The following is an 18,593-nucleotide window of genomic DNA, read 5'->3' as shown; positions in this document are numbered from 1 at the left end:
ATTATTTATCTTCTTTATCTTTTTTATCATCAGATTTAATATCCGATGATAAAATATCAGAATTTCTCCCCTTAGGTTTTGCTTCAATAACATCACCACGAAGTTCTTTTTCACGAAATTCTTCTTGAGTTTTTTTAGCAGCCAACACATCTGGTGGTAACTTTTCATTTTCATCAATATATTCAATTTGTTCGGCAGTAATTGTTTCTAAAACTCTTAACGATTCGGCAATTAAATCTAAAATATTACGATGTTTCTTAATTACTTTTTTAGCTTCAAGATAACATTCATCCAAAAATTTATTAATTTCAACATCAATTTTTTGAGCAATATCATCTGAAAATTTATTAGCACTATTAACACCCATATACTCATCTTTAGCACTTTCAAATTGTCGCAATCCCAAATCAGACATTCCAAACTCAACAACCATTCGGCGTGCAATATTAGTTGCCTTTTCTAAATCATCATGTGCTCCTGTAGTTATTTTTTCAACACCAAAAATTAATTCCTCTGATGCTCTTCCACCTAAATAACCAGTAATAGTTGCCAAAAGATTATCACGGGAATGTAAAAAACTCTCTTCTTTTGGCGTCATAATCGTATAACCACCGGCATTTCCACGAGGAATAATTGTTACTTTTTGAACTTTAGATGCATGTCTTAATTTTAAACCAATTAAAGCATGCCCCGCTTCATGATAAGAAACTACTTGCTTATCATTTTCCGTAATTGTTCTTGAAGTTTTAGCAGGTCCACCAACAACACGGTCAATAGCTTCATCAATATCGGCTAAATCAATAACAGTTTTTCGCTTTCGCACCGCTAATAATGTCGCTTCATTAAGCACATTTTCCAATTGGGCACCACTAAATCCTGGGGTTCGGTCAGCAATCCGATTAAAAGCAATTTTAGGTGATAAATTCTTATTACGAGCATGTAATCGCAAAATTGCTTCTCGTTCACGAATATCTGGCAATGATAATTGAATCGTACGATCAAACCTTCCTGGTCTTAAAAGGGCTGGATCTAAAACATCAACACGATTAGTTGCCGCAATGATAATAACACCAGCATTCGTCTCAAAACCATCCATTTCCACTAATAATTGGTTCAAAGTTTGTTCACCAGCTCCTGACCCCATTGACAATGAGCGTTTTCTTCCCACAGCATCAATTTCATCAATAAAAATAATACACGGCGAACTTTTTTTCGCATTATTAAATAATTCTCTAACCCGCGATGCACCAACACCAACAAACATCTCTTCAAATTCCGAACCAGAAATTGAAAAGAAAGGAACATTAGCTTCACCAGCTACTGCTTTTGCTAACAAAGTTTTCCCTGTCCCCGGAGGACCTTCTAACAAGACCCCTTTGGGTGTCCTTGCCCCCATTTGTGCATACCTTGTCGGATTTTTTAAATAATCAACAATTTCCACTAATTCTTGCTTTTCTTCATTTATTCCCGCCACATCAGTAAATCTAACTTTTGATTCTGTTTGTCGCGCTTTATTTTTCCCCATTGAAAACGGATTCATTCCACCGCCGCCACCAGGAGAACGCATCATTCTTAAAGTAAGAAATATTGTTGCTCCAATTAATAATAAGAAAGGTAATATTCGCAATAATTCAGTTCAAAGACTTGATTCATTAGGATTATACACCGTTGGTAATTTATCTTTAAAAATAGGGTTTACTCCATCATCATTAAACAAGACATTAACTGTTTTTCACATTGAATCAACTAAAACCATTTGAAATTGATAGCGTTGTCCATTGCCTAACTTAAAAGTTCCAAATAATGTATAATTTCCTGATGATTGTCCCATTTTTCAACTAACATCAGTAATATTTTGGTCCTCAATTTTACCTTCTTTAAGTCAAATTTTAAGGTCATTAAAATCGCGATACTCATAACCACCTTTTAAAAAGTATCATATTAGAATCCCTAATAATAATGCGAACAGTAAAGTAATAAAAATAAAACCTAAATTTCTTTTACGATTTTGCACAATCTTTTCCTCTCTTCATAATTACTAACTTATTTTAACATAAATCAATTACTTTTGTTTTCCAAATGATTAGCATCAACAGCCAACATTGGAATCGCAATTAATTGTTGATGACAATTATATATTACCGGTCAATTAATTCTTTGCTGAAAACTAATTTTATTGTTAATAAATAAACGATTAATTTTTTTTGTACCATTCTTAGTTTTAATTTTCTCATTAAACTCGTTACACTTAATATAAATTGGAAACTCATCATTAGCAACAAAAAATCCCATTCCTTTAATATTACCATTATTTTTTAATTTTAATATTAAATAACGACTTTTAAAATTTTTTAAGTTAGTAATTGTATAGCAATAATTATCCTTAATAATTGGTTTACTTAGATATATAAATTCATATTCTTTAATAAAAATTCATTGATCATTTAATTTAATATGAATATTTGGCTTATTACTTTTAAGTACACCATTTAAAATTCTTTTTAAATAATTTTTAGTTACTAATTCATCATCAATTGTTAATAAATATTGATAAATTAATTTTTGTTGTCATTTTTCTTCTAATAATAAAAACAACTTGTAATTGATTTTATCATCAATTGTCATCAACACCAATAATTTTATTATTTTTTGTTGTTCTTCCTTTAAAAGGATATTTTTCTCATTAATTTCTTGTAATAAATTATTAATTTCAAGATTTGAAAAATAAGCAATTTTTTTTCGAATAACATTACGAGCATAAATATCCAATTCATTACTATCATCAACTTGAAAATCTAATTGTTTTTTTTCTAAATAATTAAGAATCATTTGTTTTTTTACTTCCAACATTGGTCGAAAAACTGTTAAATTTTTAATTTTTCGCTTAAAAGGTAAACCATAATATGAAACTAAACTTTTTCTTTGTTTTTGCAATAAATAAGTTTCTAATAAGTCATTAAATTGATGAGCAATAACAAGATTAAAAATCTTTTGTTTTTTTGCTATTTTCATAAAAAAATCATAACGAATTTTCCGAGCTTGATTTTGAAAGTTTTCTTTCCCATATTGTTCAGGTTTTACTCGTAAAACAGTATATTTAATATTATTTTTTAAACAATAATTAACAACAATCATTTCATCTTGCCAACTATTAGTTCTTTTTTGATAATTAATATGAACAACAAAAATTTTAAATCCTGCTTGATACAAATTATCTAACAAAAACATACTATCAGTCCCGCCAGAAATCCCTAATAAATATTTTTCTTGAATATCAAGACTTTCATAAAATTTCTTCATAGTAACCCCATTTTTAAATTTTTAACATCATAATTATAAAGTAATCAACAAGTAAATTTTTATTAATAGGAAACTTTAATCTTTCCAAACATTCATAAATTACCATTAAGAAATAATTTTGTTTATTAGCAATTTTGCTAGTAACTTGTTTAATAAATTTTTGTTGCGTAATAAAATATTGCGGAAGTTCTAAAAAACTATCTTTTATTATTAAAATTATTAATTTTCAAAATAAAGATAAATAATTTTTCTCTAACTTATTAATTTTACTAGATAATAAGTAATTATCTTCATTATTATTATTAATAAAATTAGTAATAAAATCTAATGCTAGCAATTTAATTTCCAAAAATTTAACATAATCCACATTAGCAACAATTTCATTTCAATCAGAAAAACAATTACTTATTAACTTAGCATCCTCAAGAACAACTTCTCATTCATTAATAAGTTTTGTTGCCACTGCCTCAAAATCAATTGTTGGTAATGTTAAAACTTGACTGCGTGAAATAATTGTTGATAAAACACGATTAATACTTTTACTAGTAATAATAGCGTATGTATTAATCGGTGGTTCTTCTAAAAATTTTAATAAACTATTATTAGCTTCCAAACTACCATCTTCAATATTTTGAATTAAATAAATCTTTTTATTTGTTACTTCTAACGAAGACAAACTAAATTTACTAATAATTTCACAAATCATTTCTTTTTTTAATTTTTCAGAACATAAATTTAAAATAACAAAATCAGGATAACTATTACTAATTACGCGTTGACAATTATTACATTTCCCCTCGCACCAACTAACATCCTCACATACTAAGCGACAAGTTAAATATATTGCCGACTGATAATTAGTTTCATCACTATTACTAGCAATAATTAGCGTATGTGGAAACATATTATTAATTAAATAATTTTCAATTGTCGTAATAAATTTTTTTGATAACATATTAAAATTCAACATTCGTGTATTTAACTCCATTAAATAGTTTGATTAATAATAGTTTTAAATAAAAATGTAAATAGTAATAAAATTCGTAATGCTTAACTAACTAACATTCATATTTAAAGCAAGCAAATGTTTTTGTACTAAAACTCATACTTGTTCAAAAACTATTTTTATATCTGGTTTAGCATTAATTGCTTTAATGCGTTGCGGATTCTGACTAAGTAAAATTCGATATCCTTCATAAACCTTTTGATGAAAATCTAATTGTTCTAAATCCAAGCGATTTAATTCTGATACCATTCTAAAATCTTTAATCCGTTTTAAACCAATTTCTGGTTCAAGATCAAAAAAAATTGTTAAGTCTGGCTTGGCATTACCAATAATAGTATTTTGAATATCATTTAAAGTTATAATTCCTAAACCACGACCTAAACCTTGATAAGCCGAAGTTGAATCAATAAAGCGATCACAAATAATAATTTTATTATTTTGCAATGCTGGCAAAATAACTTCAACCGTATGTTGCCTTCTAGCAGCAATATATAGCAACGCTTCCGTTCATTTATCCATTTCTGAATTTCCTTTATCTAAAATAATTTCTCGAATTTGTTCAGAAATTTTTACTCCTCCTGGTTCACGAGTTAAAATCACATCATAATTTTCTTGACGCAGTTTTTCTTTTAGCATTTGACCAACAGTTGTTTTTCCAGAACCTTCAGTTCCTTCTAATGATATAAAAAATGGTTTTGAATTCACAATTTTAATTTCTCCTTATGATAGTTTTTTCTACCTTCCAATAACTTTTTTAATGTAAACTGATCAGCATAATGAATTGTTGCTCCTACTGGTAAACCATGAGCAATTCTAGTAATTGAAACATCAGAATAATTTTTTAATAATCCATTAATGTACTGCGCTGTTAAATCACCATTAATTGTTGGACTAGTAGCAATAATTATTTCTTGTCAATTTTTATTACTAACACGAGTTAGTAATAAATCTAAAGATAAATCATTTGGTGAAATACCTTTTTGTAAATCAATTTCTTGCATCAAAAAATAATAGACTTGGTACATAACCTTTAATTTTATCTACTATTTTGATAATATTATTTTCTAGATGAAGCACAAATATTAGATAAATATAAAGATGAAAGTGAATTTTATAGTTTGGTAGGTGCAAAATGTTATAGTTATGTACCAAGTCTAATACATCCCATTAAATACTTGATGATTTTCTAATGCTCATAAATCTTGTCAATTACCAACAATGCAAAGAACATTTTGTTCCCTTTTCGTATTTTGACAAATCGTACATATTTTTTCATTACTAATATTATTACATTGCCTACATAACATTAATGAGTCCCACACTTCTTGTAATGTGATAACTAAATCATTAATAAAATCAAACTTTTGCAAAAATATTTGTAGAACCATCCGTTCAGCATTCTTTTTTCCTATTGCTGGAATTTTTTTTAAAATATCGACTAACTTTTCTAAAATTCAGGATATTGCATAATCGTTTACTTGATTCTCCTTTAAATTAGTCAATTAAGATAATATTATCAAATAATTCTTGCACTGTTTGATAAACTGAATTATCTAATAGCTTCTCTTTGGCAATAATATCTTCTTCTTGACGATAATAATCTTTAAAATTAAGCACATATGGCGTTGGTAACTTATTAGCAATTCGTAAATGATAATATTCTTGGCGAATATATGCTAATTCTGGAGTATGAACCGCCATAATAATTAAATTTCTCGTAAGCAAAATATCTTTCAAAAAATCTTGCATATTTTTAGTAAAACTATAATTATTAACAATTGTTGCTTGGCGTTGAATGGGACAAGATAAGATAATCGCCCCCTTCATGGCGGCGACAATTGTCGTATCAACTAACATTTTAGCAATCTTATGAAACGAACTATGAGTTAAATACTCATTAATCAAATTTCAGCGATTACTATATTCTGTTCTTAAATACTTATCAGCTTGTGATAAAACATTAAAATAATCCATCATTTCTCAAATAAAAGGTTTATTAATAACACTAATATTATTAGTTTCAGAAACATTTTCATCTTTTTTATCTTGATTTTCACTATCATTTTGTGATATAATTATTTTATTGGGTACTTCTTTTTCTTTAATTATTTGATTTTTTCTATCATTTTGTAAACAATTTTGTGGTATAATTATTTCATTGGTCTCTTGTTTTAAATCATCAATGGCTACTACTAACTCAGAATCATTTAATGTTAATGATTCTTTTTTATTGTCAACTTGTTGGGTTTCAATAGTAGTAATCATTTCATCACGATGACTACTAACCTCAGTCGTTACTATTGAAGTCATATTTTGAAAGTAATTCATATTTTTAAACGAAGCAATTTCAAAATACATTATTGCATTATTACTAAAACGATAATTATTTAATGCTTCTATGTAATTTTCAATAATTTTCAATAATTGTTCTTGTGTCAAAATACTAAATGGTAAAGAATCATCAGGATCTAAAATCATTAATAATTCTTTATTAGTAGTAACTTTAAAAATAATAATTTCTTTACAAATATTAATTAAATCAATCGTTAAATTATTAATATCAACACCAACTTGAAGAAAATTATTAATAGTTTGCAAAACTTTTAATGTCTTATTATTAATAATATCTAATAAAAACGCAATTTTTTCAGCTTTACTTGGAATCATAAAAAGCATATTAACACTTGCTAAATTAACAAATTCACGATTATAAGCAATTACTTGTTCTAAAATAGTTAATGAATCACGAACTGCTCCCGAACTTAAAAGGGCAATTTGTTCTAAACCATCTTTTTCATAAGGAATTTGTTCTTGTTGCAACACTGTTATTAAATTTTGTACTAAATTATTTTTATTAACTAATTTAAAATCAAACTTTTGACAACGAGAAACAATTGTTAAAGGAATTTTATATACTTCTGTCGTTGCTAAAATAAAAATTGCATGTCGCGGTGGTTCTTCTAATGTTTTTAATAAAGCATTAAAAGCACTAATCGTTAACATATGAACTTCATCAATGATATATACTTTATATTTGCAAAGGGATGGTAACAATGAAATTTTTTCTTTTAATTCTCTAATTTCATCAACACCATTATTCGAAGCACCATCAATTTCTAATAAATCAAGACAAGAATTATTATTAAAACTTTCACAAATATAACATTCATTACAAGCTTCACCATTAATTATTTTTAAACAATTAATAGTTTTAGCAAATACTTTAGCAATTGAAGTTTTACCAACGCCTCTTGGTCCACAAAGCAAATAAGCATGACTAAACTTATCATTAATAATTGCATTTTGTAACGAAGTCACAATTTGATTTTGACCAATAATTTTGCTAAATCTATTGGGACGATATTTTCGATATAGCGTTAAATATTTCATTTAGTAATCCACCTTTATAGTTATTAAGATTATACTCTCAATAAAATTATATAATAATTATGGCGATCAAAAAAATTTTATTTACAATTATTTATTAGACTTGGTACATAACCCTCAATTTTATCTACTATTTTGATAATATTATTTTCTAGATGAAGCACAAATATTAGATAAATATAAAGATGAAAGTGAATTTTATAGTTTGGCAGGTGCAAAATGTTATAGTTATGTACCAAGTCTATTATTAATTTTTGCGAACTTCTTGAAAAAATCTTTGTAAAATTTGTTTTACTGGCAATTCTAATAACCCTTCATCATATGATGCTTGATGATTAAACTTATTTTTATCTAGTAATTGATTTTGGGAAACAACAGTGCCAAACTTAGGGGCACTAACAGCAAAAAAAACTTTTTTTATTCGTGACTGTAAAATCGCTCCCGTACACATTAAACATGGTTCTAAAGTTGAGTATAAAACGCAATCTTTTAACCTTCATTGACCTAATTTTTTAGCGGCATTAGCAATAGCAACCATTTCTGCATGCTCCAACGGATTATTATTAACTTCTTTAGAATTATAACCTTGACCAATAATAATACCATTCGGATCAACAATTACTGCTCCAACTGGAACATCACCATTTTGGTATGCGATTTTAGCAAGGGATATGGCTACTTTCATATATTGAATATGTGGCATTTTTTTACTCCTATTTTATTAATTTATTTTAGCACAAAAAAATACCACTACACATAGCACTTTTCCTTATGGCTGCTACTTTTGTCCTGACCAGGTTCAGAGGTTACTATTGTAATGGTTATATTAATTATAATACATAACTAGAAAAAATAGCAATAAATTTTAAAAAATGGTCGCGTTTATTTTTCTTAGGTATTGCTTTGAAGAAGTAAAACAATCAGCTAATTATATTATTTAATTACTAAACTAACCCTACCTTTCTTGTTATTGTCGTTTTTATTCATTACCATCTTATCATATTATTGAATTTTTACACAATAAAAATTATTAATTTTATTAAATTTTAACTAATATTTTTACTTACTTAAACCTACTATATTTATTTGTTAAAATATTACATTTATAATTAATTCAACTATCATCATTTTTATTATTATATTTATTTCATAATGAATTTTTATATATTTCTTTTCTGATTTCTATTTCTGAATTAATATTTTCATTAATATAATGTAATACATTTAATTTGTTTAAATTTGCCATTCTTAAATGTAATAAGTTATTTAAATTCTTATGATTATATATTTTTGCCCCATATCCTAATTGTTGTTTTACTAAATGAGATACATCACTTTCAATGCTACAACCGATATTTCATTCTAAATTTTGGTTATGAATACCTTGCTTATTATTACTGAAATAATTACTAGCTTTCCTTAACTTTGTTTTAATATCTTTATTTAATTCATTTTTAGCAACATTACGAATGATTTTGATTAATTCTTGATGATTTCCATCCTTATATAATTCAATTCAACTATTTAGTGTTACTTTGCGATTTTCAAAAATAATATTAAATGCTGTTTGTTTTAATTTTTTAATAGCGTGGTACCCATCCAAAATATATCTAACATTACCAAAACTATTAGCAATTTCTCTAATTCAAGTATCCCCATCACCACAAACAATTATTCTGTCATAATTAATATTCACATAATGTTTTTGTAATTCTCTAATTAATAAATCACGATAATCCATCGTATTTATTCTTTTGCCAACTTTTAACATTAGAAAATGACCCCGTTTATTTTCTAACGCTCTACGAGCATTTTTGTAATTTTTTTCTTTATGTCCGGTATGAAAAGTAACTAAACGAATTCTTTGGTCTTGTTTAACTTTATGATCTAATGTCGCTAAAAATGTCTCATCTAGTTGTATGTATAAATCCTGATTTTTGACATCAATTCTAGTTTTAGTTTCTTTTTCTGCGAGTTGAAAATATTCGGCAATATCATATTTATTTAAAATATTTGAAATACTAGCTTTTGAAATATAACAATGATTTAGGGTATCCAAAACATCGCGATACCGCTTACCGTCGCCCAAAAGACTTAAAACTTTAAATTGGACATCAAAATAAATACGTTGTTTGGGTAATAAACCAATTTCTTTATCCAACAAACATACATATTCAAATTTACCTAATTTTTGATTTCAATATTTATATCGGCGTCGTTTAAAAGTAACATCACCAAAAATTGTAATAATTGTTCTTGATGAAAAATGAACTACTTTATAACCTTGTTTTAAGCGATAATGATATTTATATAAGTATTCATCTAATTTTTCATATTCATTAGCCAGTTGTTGGCATTTGTTGGTGTACATATTTTTATGGGTTGTAAACAAACTAAACCAATGCTTGTTTTCTGAACTTTTTACATTATTATTAATTTTTAACATAATAAATTACCTTTCTTGATAGTAATTTTAATAAAGTTTAGTTAGCTTATTTTTTTGCTTTAATGATAAATTTTTTTAGAACTAGTATTCAATATCCTAAAAAAATAATAGAAATTCTTATTTAATTGTTTATAATTAATTTGTATTAATTAAACTTTAAAAATTTGAGAAAGGATGCTGATTACTTTGTAAATTTTATTAATTAGTAAAAATTCACGAAAAAGGATTTGCTTAATATGAAAAAATTACTCAGTTTATTGAGTTTTTTAACAACTAGTGGTGCCACAATGCCAATGGTCGTTGCCACAGCCCCTTGTCAACAAACTAATAATTTACAAATTTTAAAAAGAAATAAAAGAGAAAATATTAATTTAGAAAAAGAAAATAACTTAGCAAAATTAAGTACCGAACAAACACCAAATATTAATTTAGAAAAAGAAAATAACTTAGCAAAATTAAGTACCAAACAAACACCAAATATTAATTTAGAAAATAACGAACAAACACCAAATATTAATTTAGAAACTTTAAGTAGAACAAAAAGACAAGATGATAAAAAAAGTATTATTGGAATTTCGGAATTAGTTATTACAACAAATGGAAATGTTGAATCTTCTGGTGTTGCCTTAAATAACAAAGTTTATTTTGGTTCTAACGATCATAATGTATATGAATATACTCCTTCAACAGGAGAACAAAAAGTAGTTATTAGAACAAATGGAGATATCGCTTCCTCAGGAGTTGTATTAAATAACAAAGTTTATTTTGGATCTTATGATCATAATGTATATGAATATACTCCTTCAACAGGAGAACAAAAAGTAATTATTAGAACAAATAATTTTATACGCTCTTCTGGGGTTGTGTTAAATAACAAAGTTTATTTTGGATCTTATGATCATAATGTATATGAATATACTCCTTCAACAGGAGAACAAAAAGTAGTTATTAGAACAAATGGAGATATTGTTTCTTCAGGAGTTGTGTTAAATAACAAAGTTTATTTTGGATCTAACGATTATAATGTATATGAATATACTCCTTCAACAGGAGAACAAAAAGTAGTTATTAGAACAAATGGATATGTAAGATTTTCAGGAGTTGTGCTAAATAACAAAGTTTATTTTGGATCTAACGATTGTAATTTATATGAATATAATCCTTCAACAGGAGAACAAAAAGTAGTTATTAGAACAAGTTTTATTGGTGGTTATTCAGGAGTTTTGTTAAAAAATAAATTATATTTTGGTTCAACTAATGGTAATGTATATGAATATACTCCTTCAACAGGAGAACAAAAAGTAATTATTAGAACAAATGATATGGTTTTTTCTTCGGGCGTTGTGTTAAACAATAAAGTTTATTTTGGATCTTATGATCATAATGTATATGAATATACTCCTTCAACAGGAGAACAAAAAGTAGTTATTAGAACAAATGATGCGGTTTTTTCTTCAGGAGTTGTGTTAAACAACAAAGTTTATTTTGGATCTTATGATCAGAAAGTATATGAACACGATCCATTAGATTTAATTGAATCTGATATTATTTATATGAGAGATCATATAAAAAGAGGATTATATTTACAACACAAAAAACAAAACCCTAATTCTGAAATTAAAAATATTTTAAATATTAATTTAGAAAATTTAACAGTATCTGATGTTACTATAGAACAAACACAAAAAAATAAATCATCTAATTTAGAACAAGATCTTAATGATGTTTGTAAAGATTCTAATTCAACATTTGTAAATAATAGTAGTATTGAACAAACTCAAAATACAGTTTCTTGTTCTAAACAATTAACAGAAACAAATACATTTCAAAAAATGAATGGATTTTCTAAATCAGAAACAACATCAAATACTGATAATTGAAGTGCAAATGTAAATACTAAAGTTACAGCAAAATCTACTATAAAAGCTGATATACCACTTGTTGCAGAAGGAAAAGTTGAAGTTGGAGTTGAAGTTGGTGGTGGTTATACATGAGGGGGTTCAAAAATTTATACTATAGGAGATACTTCAAATTCTTCTAGCACAGAAATTAAAACAACGACAAACACCACAACAATAACTGTTTCATCTCAACCAGTAAAAGTTCCACCACATAGTAAAATTTCAATTTCTGTTACTTCTTGACAAAATAATATAGGACTTATTTTAAGTTATTATCAAAAAGTTGAAGGCATGGTTAGTGCAGATTTTATTGATAAAAATAATAATGAATCCACAATTTCTATTTCAATTAAGAATGCTATGCTTAATTTATTAGAAAATAATATCTTACCTTCAAAAATAAAGATAAACGATGATGATAGCATAAATTTTTCTTATGATATTAAAAGTAAAAAAGAAATAATTATGCATCAGACTGAAATTGGAGAAGCTATTCCTTTAAGTTTAGATAAACAAAATATATCTTTTAAAGATAACACAACAAGTATAATTAATAAAGTATAAACACAGTTTGAAATAAAAATATTAAGTCTTTTGGGAATAATCACTTTAAGTTAGAACAAATATAACAAGTTTAATATCTTATTAAAAAGTAAGAAAAATATTCAAACCAGTAATTTTAATTAATTAAAATTACTGGTTTTATTTTGTTAAAATAGAAAAAATGAAAAGTTGTTTAAGAAGAGTATTGTCATAATTAAAAACCATCTTTCTTGGAAAGAAATTTTAACATTTTATATATTTTTATTAATTAAATAATGAATTAATTGTTGTCTTTTTTTGTATGAAATTTTTTAATATGAAATTTGTTTGAACCGGGATAACTATATTCTTGTATTTTTATTTTTACATCTTTAATTTTTTTAGCAGTATAAAAATATTCAATATTTGTTTTTTGAAAATCTTTATCAAAAAATTCTCTTTCTTCTGGGGTGCTGTTTTCTTTTTTATAATTATAAATTTCTTTAATTTCTTTAAATACTGGTTCATTGGTAAAGACAGCAAACCCTCTAGTATTTTCTCCATAATTTTTTATTTCTAAAGGTAATTGCTCTTTTACTGAGTCAATATTAATATATACTGGATCACTGCCTTTTTTATACAACGATTGTAAATAACTGTTATTTATTTCTGAAAATTTTAAGTCATATGTTTTATATTGAACTTGTTGTGTTTCACTTTCTTTTTTAGAACAGCTAACTATTGGTAATATTGTTAATGTCAAAAGAGTTATTATATTTAAAATTTTCATTATTTTAATTCCTTTATTGCTTTATTTTTTAATATATATATATATATATATATATTACAGGAAAATTCTTAATATCATTAGAAAAATGGCAAAACCGATTAAAAATTGAAAGGTATAGTAAAAAGCTGGTACCGTTTTAAAAACTGGAAAAATGGCAGTTGAAAAGTTAACTGTTGCTTTCGCAATAACCGCTAAGGGTCGTAAAATTGTAATGATTTGTGACGCTGTCAGCATTCAGTTTAGCATTTTAATACCAGCATTTTGAATGGCACAACCAATATCATTAAATGTTGGTATTCATCGTCCAGAATATTTGCAATTTGGTGGTGGAATTAAGTCGTCTCATTCTGAGTTGGTTGAACCATCAGGAATAAAAGCCGTAGAATTTAAGACATTAAAGTCATAAATTTTAAAATTGTAATTAGAGATGTTTCCTTTATGGTAAAGTGGAAATGTTAAGGTAAAAATATTAATACCGTAGCGAATATCAATATCAGTATTAAGGTAATTAATACTATTAGCGGGTTTATCAGCCAGCAAGGTAATGAGTTTATTATCATAGGATTTAAGGACATTAAAATTAATTTTATAAATGCTATTGGCGTTATTAATAGCGTTATAATTTTCTTGGTGCGTTTTTTTATCAAAAGTAAAAAAATAACTTCTTAGTAATAATTCCGAATTACCAGTAACATTGATTAAATATTTTTTTGGATAAAAGGTAATTAACGAACGATAAAAGAACCCAATTTGAATAAAGTAATCTTTGCTATAGTTGTCTACGCCTTTAAAATCAATTTCGGTATGAGTTTTTTTGTCCATGTCAAAAGTAGCGTAAAATAAACTAGCAAAAAAGTTGCCAAGGATTTCGTAAATTTCGTCAAAAACATTTTTGTAATCGCTGTTGTTAATATTAGGAATGTTGTTTTTAAAATAAAGGTAAATGTCATTTTTTAATTCAGGGTCATAACGCAGAAAACTAAATTTAACATTAAGATAATTTAAAGTTCCAAAAAGGTACTTAATTAGATAATAATCGTTGGCATTTGCCGTGTCATATTTTCAGATTTCACTTTCACCGTGTAATAATTGTAAATAATTGTTTCCGGCAATTAGACTTTTGTTAAATGCCTTAATTTTCAAAACATTCTCATTTACTATATTTTTATCATTAGAAGTTTTATGATAAAAATAGCTCTCGTCCTTAAAGCCGTGATTTTTAATCGTAAATTCTTTGTAATAACCTTTTTCTAAGGTGTTAATGAAATTAAAAACTGGTGTTCAATAAAGATAAGAGTAATTGAATTTGTCAAAATCACCCCGATGAATCATTAAATAATCAAGATTATCAACAACATCGTTATAGTTGTGGCTACCATCAAATTTCGTTGTTGTTTCTGGTAAATCAATGTCCGTACTTGGTTTAGTTTCTAATTTTGCTAAAAATTTTTTAATATGAAATTTGTTTGAACCGGGATAACTATATTCTTGTATTTTTATTTTTACATCTTTAATTTTTTTAGCAGTATAAAAATATTCAATATTTGTTTTTTGAAAATCTTTATCAAAAAATTCTCTTTCTTCTGGGGTGCTGTTTTCTTTTTTATAATTATAAATTTCTTTAATTTCTTTAAATACTGGTTCATTGGTAAAGACAGCAAACCCTCTAGTATTTTCTCCATAATTTTTTATTTCTAAAGGTAATTGCTCTTTTACTGAGTCAATATTAATATATACTGGATCACTGCCTTTTTTATACAACGATTGTAAATAACTGTTATTTATTTCTGAAAATTTTAAGTCATATGTTTTATATTGAGTTTCTCTTTTATTTCTAATTAATTGTTCTGTTGCCTTGTCATTATTATTAATTTTTTGTGGAATGGTAAAAATGTTATTTAAACTAATAATTAAAACGGTAAATATTTTCATAAACATTTTTATCACTCCTTTTTAAAATATTTTATTTTTCATTATTCTTTTAGTTTTAATCTTTTTTAATATAAAACGAATTAAACAGTTTACTATTTCTGTTGTGGTTACTCACACTAAGGAATAACCTATAATCATTAACTTACCAATTGCTCCAAAATTTTTAATAAATTGTTGCAAATTTTCAATATTTGTATATAATAATAAAACTATACTCAAAGATATGAACATAATGTAATTAAGCATTAGACTTCTTGCATTACTTATTAAAATAATTACAAATTATTTGTAAATAAAAAATACTATATAGTAATTTCTAACTTTTATTAGGTTAATACTTATGGATTTTATTAAATGTGTAAATTTTGACACAACAAAAAATTATTTTATTATTTAAATTTAATTTTAAATAAATATTTTATGTTATCTATAATTGCAAATTATAAATTGAAGCAATTAAATTAAATCTTAAACTAAATCGTTTTCTACGATTACGATATTTTTCAGTAATAATTTTAAATTTTTTAAGAATAGCAAAAATATTTTCAATAATAATTCTCATTTTTGAAATTAATTTATTATTATGTTTTTGTTCTTTATTTAAAGGGTTTTTCTTTGTTTTTTTCTTAGGTATTAGAACATTACTATGAATTTTTTGTATTCCTTGATAACCATTATCAACTATTAATTTAGTATTTTTTAAAATTGGGATTTTTGATTCTTTAAATAAACAAAAATCATGCTTTTTACCGAGAGAAAAATTTGTTGCAATAATTATTTTGCTTTCTTTTTCAATAATTACTTGTGTTTTAATAGTGTGTTTTTTCTTTTTTCCTGAATAAGATTGTTTTTGTCTTTTTTTGGGCGTTGAATGGGTGTTTCTGTAGCATCAATAATAATTGTTTTATCATTAAAATAATCATTTATTAATGCTTTTTTACCAGCAAGTTGTTGAAAATCAGGATGTTTGATTAAAATATCTTCAATTCACTTGATATTTCGATAACAACTAGCTTCACTAATATCAAAACTTTTACCAAGATGAAAATAAGTACGATATTCTCGTCAATATGATAAAGTCATCAATAATCTATTTTCTAATGATAATTTATTATTTTTACCACCTCTTTTAAACTTTTTTAACTCAGCTTCTTTTAAAATATTTAACATTTTATTAAAAGTACTTTGCTTTATTCCAGTTAATCGTAATAATTCTTTATCATTAATAAAATTAAATTTATCAAATTTCATAATCTTAAATTCCTTATAATTTCTATTTTAAATATATTTTATAGAAATTTTGTTTAATAAATAAGTAATGCAAGAAGTCTATTATTCATCAATATCTTTTTAAAAAATTAATTAACTTGTTTAGTTTCATTTTTTAAGGCTCTTTTTGCTTTAATTTTCTGAATAATAAAGCGGATTAATTTTTCAAATTTAATTGCAAAATATATTCCTCCGCCTCATCAAAAAACAAATATTCCTGCTAGCATAATACCACTATTGAACTTGCCAAAAAAATCAACCATTTGTTTATTAATAAAATCATTAAATTCGTTACTTGTTCCGGTTATTCATTTAGTATCACTTACTGTTAATGCACAAATTAATAAACTTATAAAGATGAAAATGATACTTAATACTACTTTTAACCATTGCTTTTTAAAAGAATTTTTAATTTTTAATTTTAATGGCATTTTTTCTTTTGAATTATCTTTTTTAAATAATTTTCCTAAAAGTTTTTTCATTTTAATTCTCCTTTCATATTTTTATCGTCCTTTAATCACAATAAACAAAGCAATAAGTACACAAGTGACGCCAAGAATGGTAAAGATTGGATGTTGCGAAAATGTCCGAGCCATTGGTTTAAATAGTTCTAAAATTGTTAAATTGCTAGTAATAAATTTTTGGAAATTGGCAAGCCCTTCGCTAATATAGTTTGTTAAAGTTTCAAAATGACTACCAGCCAATAGTCCAAGAACAGTTATTAATATAAAAATAATAATTAGTTTAAACATTGTTAGTTACCTTGCTTTGTTTTTATTGGTTTTATTTGTTTTTTAGTTTTTCCTCACGCACTTAAACGACCTTTATTTTTAACCGCATATTGGCGTTGTTTTTCTAAATTAACTTGTTGACTACCAAATCCAAGAATAATTGCCATAAGAAATTCTACGGCGAGGGTTAAGAATAAAGGAAATATTAACTGAATATTTGTTCCCGGTACTTCAAGACTTCAAATTAAATCAAAAACTTTATAAAGCATTTGAGCTAGAAAGTCGGCCATTTTTGCGAGATTTTCCATTTTTTATTATTCCTTTTCTTTCATTTTTCTTAAAAATTTGCTAAATTTATCCATTTTTAAGTATTCTAAATCTTCTAAATCAATTGCTGTGTCAGTATAGTGTTTATCTTCATAGTCAGGATTTACTTTTGAATTTAAGTAATCTCTTAAAAACGCTAGGTAAAAAGAATTGTAAGTGTTTAATATTGGTAGAGGAATTTTTAGTTTAAAAAAATAAATATCAAGTTCAGGAATATCACGATATTTAATGCGACGACCCTTTTTACTATTTTTAGCATCAATTAAGGTGTTTCGTCAGCGTTCATATTCTTCAATGCTCGTAAAGGTACCATAAATGACTTTTAAGTAGGGACGAAAAATATTAACGGGTTTTTTGCGAATGCCCACAATCACATTATTGGCAATATCACGAACTTTAACTCAAATATGTTTGTCTCTTTGACCACTAGCGAGCACAATATGACCAAAATGTCGTGCCAGAGCGAAATATTCTTGAATACCGGTTTCTTCGTTTTTGGTATTATTTTTTTCTCAATCAGTTCCTTCTAAGAATAAATTGGTTTCATCTCACAAAAGTAAGGTTTTATCTGGTAATACCGGGTAATCAAAGTCTAATAATCCCATATGTCCTAAACTTAATTTTTGGGTTTCTAGTAATGGAAAGGTTGATGCGATATGATATTTCTTCTTTTTTAGTAATTTTGAGGCATACACTAGAAAAGCAGTTTTTCCAGTTCCTAATGAACCAATAACAATATTTAATGGTGAGTTTTTTAAGAAATTAATAACTTTGTTAATTTGTGTTAAATTACCGATTTTAAAAAGGAAAATTAAAATACAACCCGCTAAAAATAAATAGCTCACAATGTTTTTAAAATAACCGTTGTAAATATATCAAATTGCTCCTCAATGTCATAAAATTAAAAATGAGGTGCGATTTAATTCAATAAAATGGTTATTTTTTTCTATTATTCATTTGCAAAATTTCATCTTGCACCTCA

Annotated in this window: 17 protein-coding genes and 1 other RNA gene; 1 reads left to right on the top strand and 17 read right to left on the bottom strand. The window is 25.6% G+C overall.

Annotation, left to right across the window (positions count from 1 at the left end):
- Window position 1 precedes the first annotated feature (1 nt).
- From ftsH to AAHJ00_RS00165, 10 genes are all read right to left on the bottom strand, one after another.
- On the bottom strand, window positions 2-2,014 hold the full coding sequence (gene ftsH, locus AAHJ00_RS00210) for an ATP-dependent zinc metalloprotease FtsH (RefSeq protein ID WP_342224080.1): 2,013 nt from the start codon (window positions 2,012-2,014) through the stop codon (window positions 2-4).
- Between the two features lie 29 nt (window positions 2,015-2,043).
- A complete protein-coding gene (tilS, locus tag AAHJ00_RS00205) occupies window positions 2,044-3,300 on the bottom strand; it encodes a tRNA lysidine(34) synthetase TilS (RefSeq protein WP_342224079.1) in 1,257 nt (418 codons plus the stop codon).
- A 13-nt stretch (window positions 3,301-3,313) separates the two neighbouring features.
- Entirely contained in the window at window positions 3,314-4,270 is a 957-nt protein-coding gene (locus tag AAHJ00_RS00200; protein ID WP_342224078.1) for a hypothetical protein, read from the bottom strand.
- Window positions 4,271-4,354: 84 nt separating this feature from the next.
- Window positions 4,355-4,942 (bottom strand): dTMP kinase, encoded by a 588-nt coding sequence (gene tmk / locus AAHJ00_RS00195; RefSeq protein ID WP_425288867.1) that lies wholly within the window; start codon window positions 4,940-4,942, stop codon window positions 4,355-4,357.
- 38 nt (window positions 4,943-4,980) lie between these two features.
- Entirely contained in the window at window positions 4,981-5,331 is a 351-nt protein-coding gene (locus AAHJ00_RS00190; RefSeq protein ID WP_342224076.1) for a toprim domain-containing protein, read from the bottom strand.
- 129 nt (window positions 5,332-5,460) lie between these two features.
- Entirely contained in the window at window positions 5,461-5,808 is a 348-nt protein-coding gene (locus AAHJ00_RS00185) for a hypothetical protein (protein WP_342224075.1), read from the bottom strand.
- Window positions 5,801-7,696 (bottom strand): DNA polymerase III subunit gamma/tau, encoded by a 1,896-nt coding sequence (gene dnaX / locus AAHJ00_RS00180; RefSeq protein ID WP_342224074.1) that lies wholly within the window; start codon window positions 7,694-7,696, stop codon window positions 5,801-5,803. The genes AAHJ00_RS00185 and dnaX overlap by 8 nt, the downstream gene beginning before the upstream one ends.
- Before the next feature lie 244 nt (window positions 7,697-7,940).
- The gene (locus tag AAHJ00_RS00175; protein ID WP_342224073.1) at window positions 7,941-8,396 is read right to left on the bottom strand and encodes a nucleoside deaminase; all 456 of its coding nucleotides are present in this window, start codon (window positions 8,394-8,396) and stop codon (window positions 7,941-7,943) included.
- Window positions 8,397-8,427: 31 nt separating this feature from the next.
- Window positions 8,428-8,522: signal recognition particle sRNA small type (ffs, locus tag AAHJ00_RS00170), an RNA gene on the bottom strand.
- 234 nt (window positions 8,523-8,756) lie between these two features.
- Window positions 8,757-10,139, bottom strand: coding sequence for an Mbov_0401 family ICE element transposase-like protein (locus tag AAHJ00_RS00165; RefSeq protein ID WP_342224072.1), 1,383 nt, complete (start codon window positions 10,137-10,139; stop codon window positions 8,757-8,759).
- A gap of 236 nt (window positions 10,140-10,375) precedes the next feature.
- On the opposite strand from AAHJ00_RS00165, the gene AAHJ00_RS00160 reads away from it, so the two are divergent.
- The gene (locus AAHJ00_RS00160) at window positions 10,376-12,604 is read left to right on the top strand and encodes a PQQ-binding-like beta-propeller repeat protein (RefSeq protein WP_342224071.1); all 2,229 of its coding nucleotides are present in this window, start codon (window positions 10,376-10,378) and stop codon (window positions 12,602-12,604) included.
- 259 nt (window positions 12,605-12,863) lie between these two features.
- Here the strand turns inward: AAHJ00_RS00160 and AAHJ00_RS00155 are convergent, their stop codons facing one another.
- The 7 genes from AAHJ00_RS00155 to AAHJ00_RS00125 all read right to left on the bottom strand — a co-directional run bounded on the left by AAHJ00_RS00155 (window position 12,864) and on the right by AAHJ00_RS00125 (window position 18,582).
- Window positions 12,864-13,352 (bottom strand): hypothetical protein, encoded by a 489-nt coding sequence (locus AAHJ00_RS00155; protein ID WP_342224070.1) that lies wholly within the window; start codon window positions 13,350-13,352, stop codon window positions 12,864-12,866.
- Between the two features lie 54 nt (window positions 13,353-13,406).
- A complete protein-coding gene (locus AAHJ00_RS00150; protein ID WP_342224069.1) occupies window positions 13,407-15,290 on the bottom strand; it encodes a hypothetical protein in 1,884 nt (627 codons plus the stop codon).
- A 421-nt stretch (window positions 15,291-15,711) separates the two neighbouring features.
- A protein-coding gene (locus tag AAHJ00_RS00145) for an IS5 family transposase (RefSeq protein ID WP_342223477.1) occupies window positions 15,712-16,535 on the bottom strand; the annotation gives its coding sequence in 2 pieces (ribosomal slippage) (window positions 15,712-16,139 and window positions 16,139-16,535; 825 coding nt in all).
- Window positions 16,536-16,642: 107 nt separating this feature from the next.
- Window positions 16,643-17,035 (bottom strand): hypothetical protein, encoded by a 393-nt coding sequence (locus tag AAHJ00_RS00140; RefSeq protein WP_342224068.1) that lies wholly within the window; start codon window positions 17,033-17,035, stop codon window positions 16,643-16,645.
- Between the two features lie 21 nt (window positions 17,036-17,056).
- Window positions 17,057-17,305: a hypothetical protein gene (locus AAHJ00_RS00135; protein ID WP_215826579.1), complete on the bottom strand. Its 249-nt coding sequence runs from the start codon at window positions 17,303-17,305 to the stop codon at window positions 17,057-17,059.
- Window positions 17,306-17,307: 2 nt separating this feature from the next.
- Window positions 17,308-17,592 carry a hypothetical protein gene (locus AAHJ00_RS00130; protein ID WP_342223871.1) on the bottom strand — a complete coding sequence of 95 codons (285 nt, stop codon included), beginning with the start codon at window positions 17,590-17,592 and terminating at the stop codon, window positions 17,308-17,310.
- 6 nt (window positions 17,593-17,598) lie between these two features.
- On the bottom strand, window positions 17,599-18,582 hold the full coding sequence (locus tag AAHJ00_RS00125) for a hypothetical protein (RefSeq protein ID WP_342224067.1): 984 nt from the start codon (window positions 18,580-18,582) through the stop codon (window positions 17,599-17,601).
- Window positions 18,583-18,593: the final 11 nt, after the last annotated feature.

Origin of the sequence: Spiroplasma endosymbiont of Asaphidion curtum, from assembly GCF_964031085.1 — a bacterium.
GTDB lineage: Bacteria > Bacillota_I > Bacilli_A > Mycoplasmatales > Nriv7 > Nriv7.
This window is presented reverse-complemented; position numbering and strand designations above follow the sequence as displayed.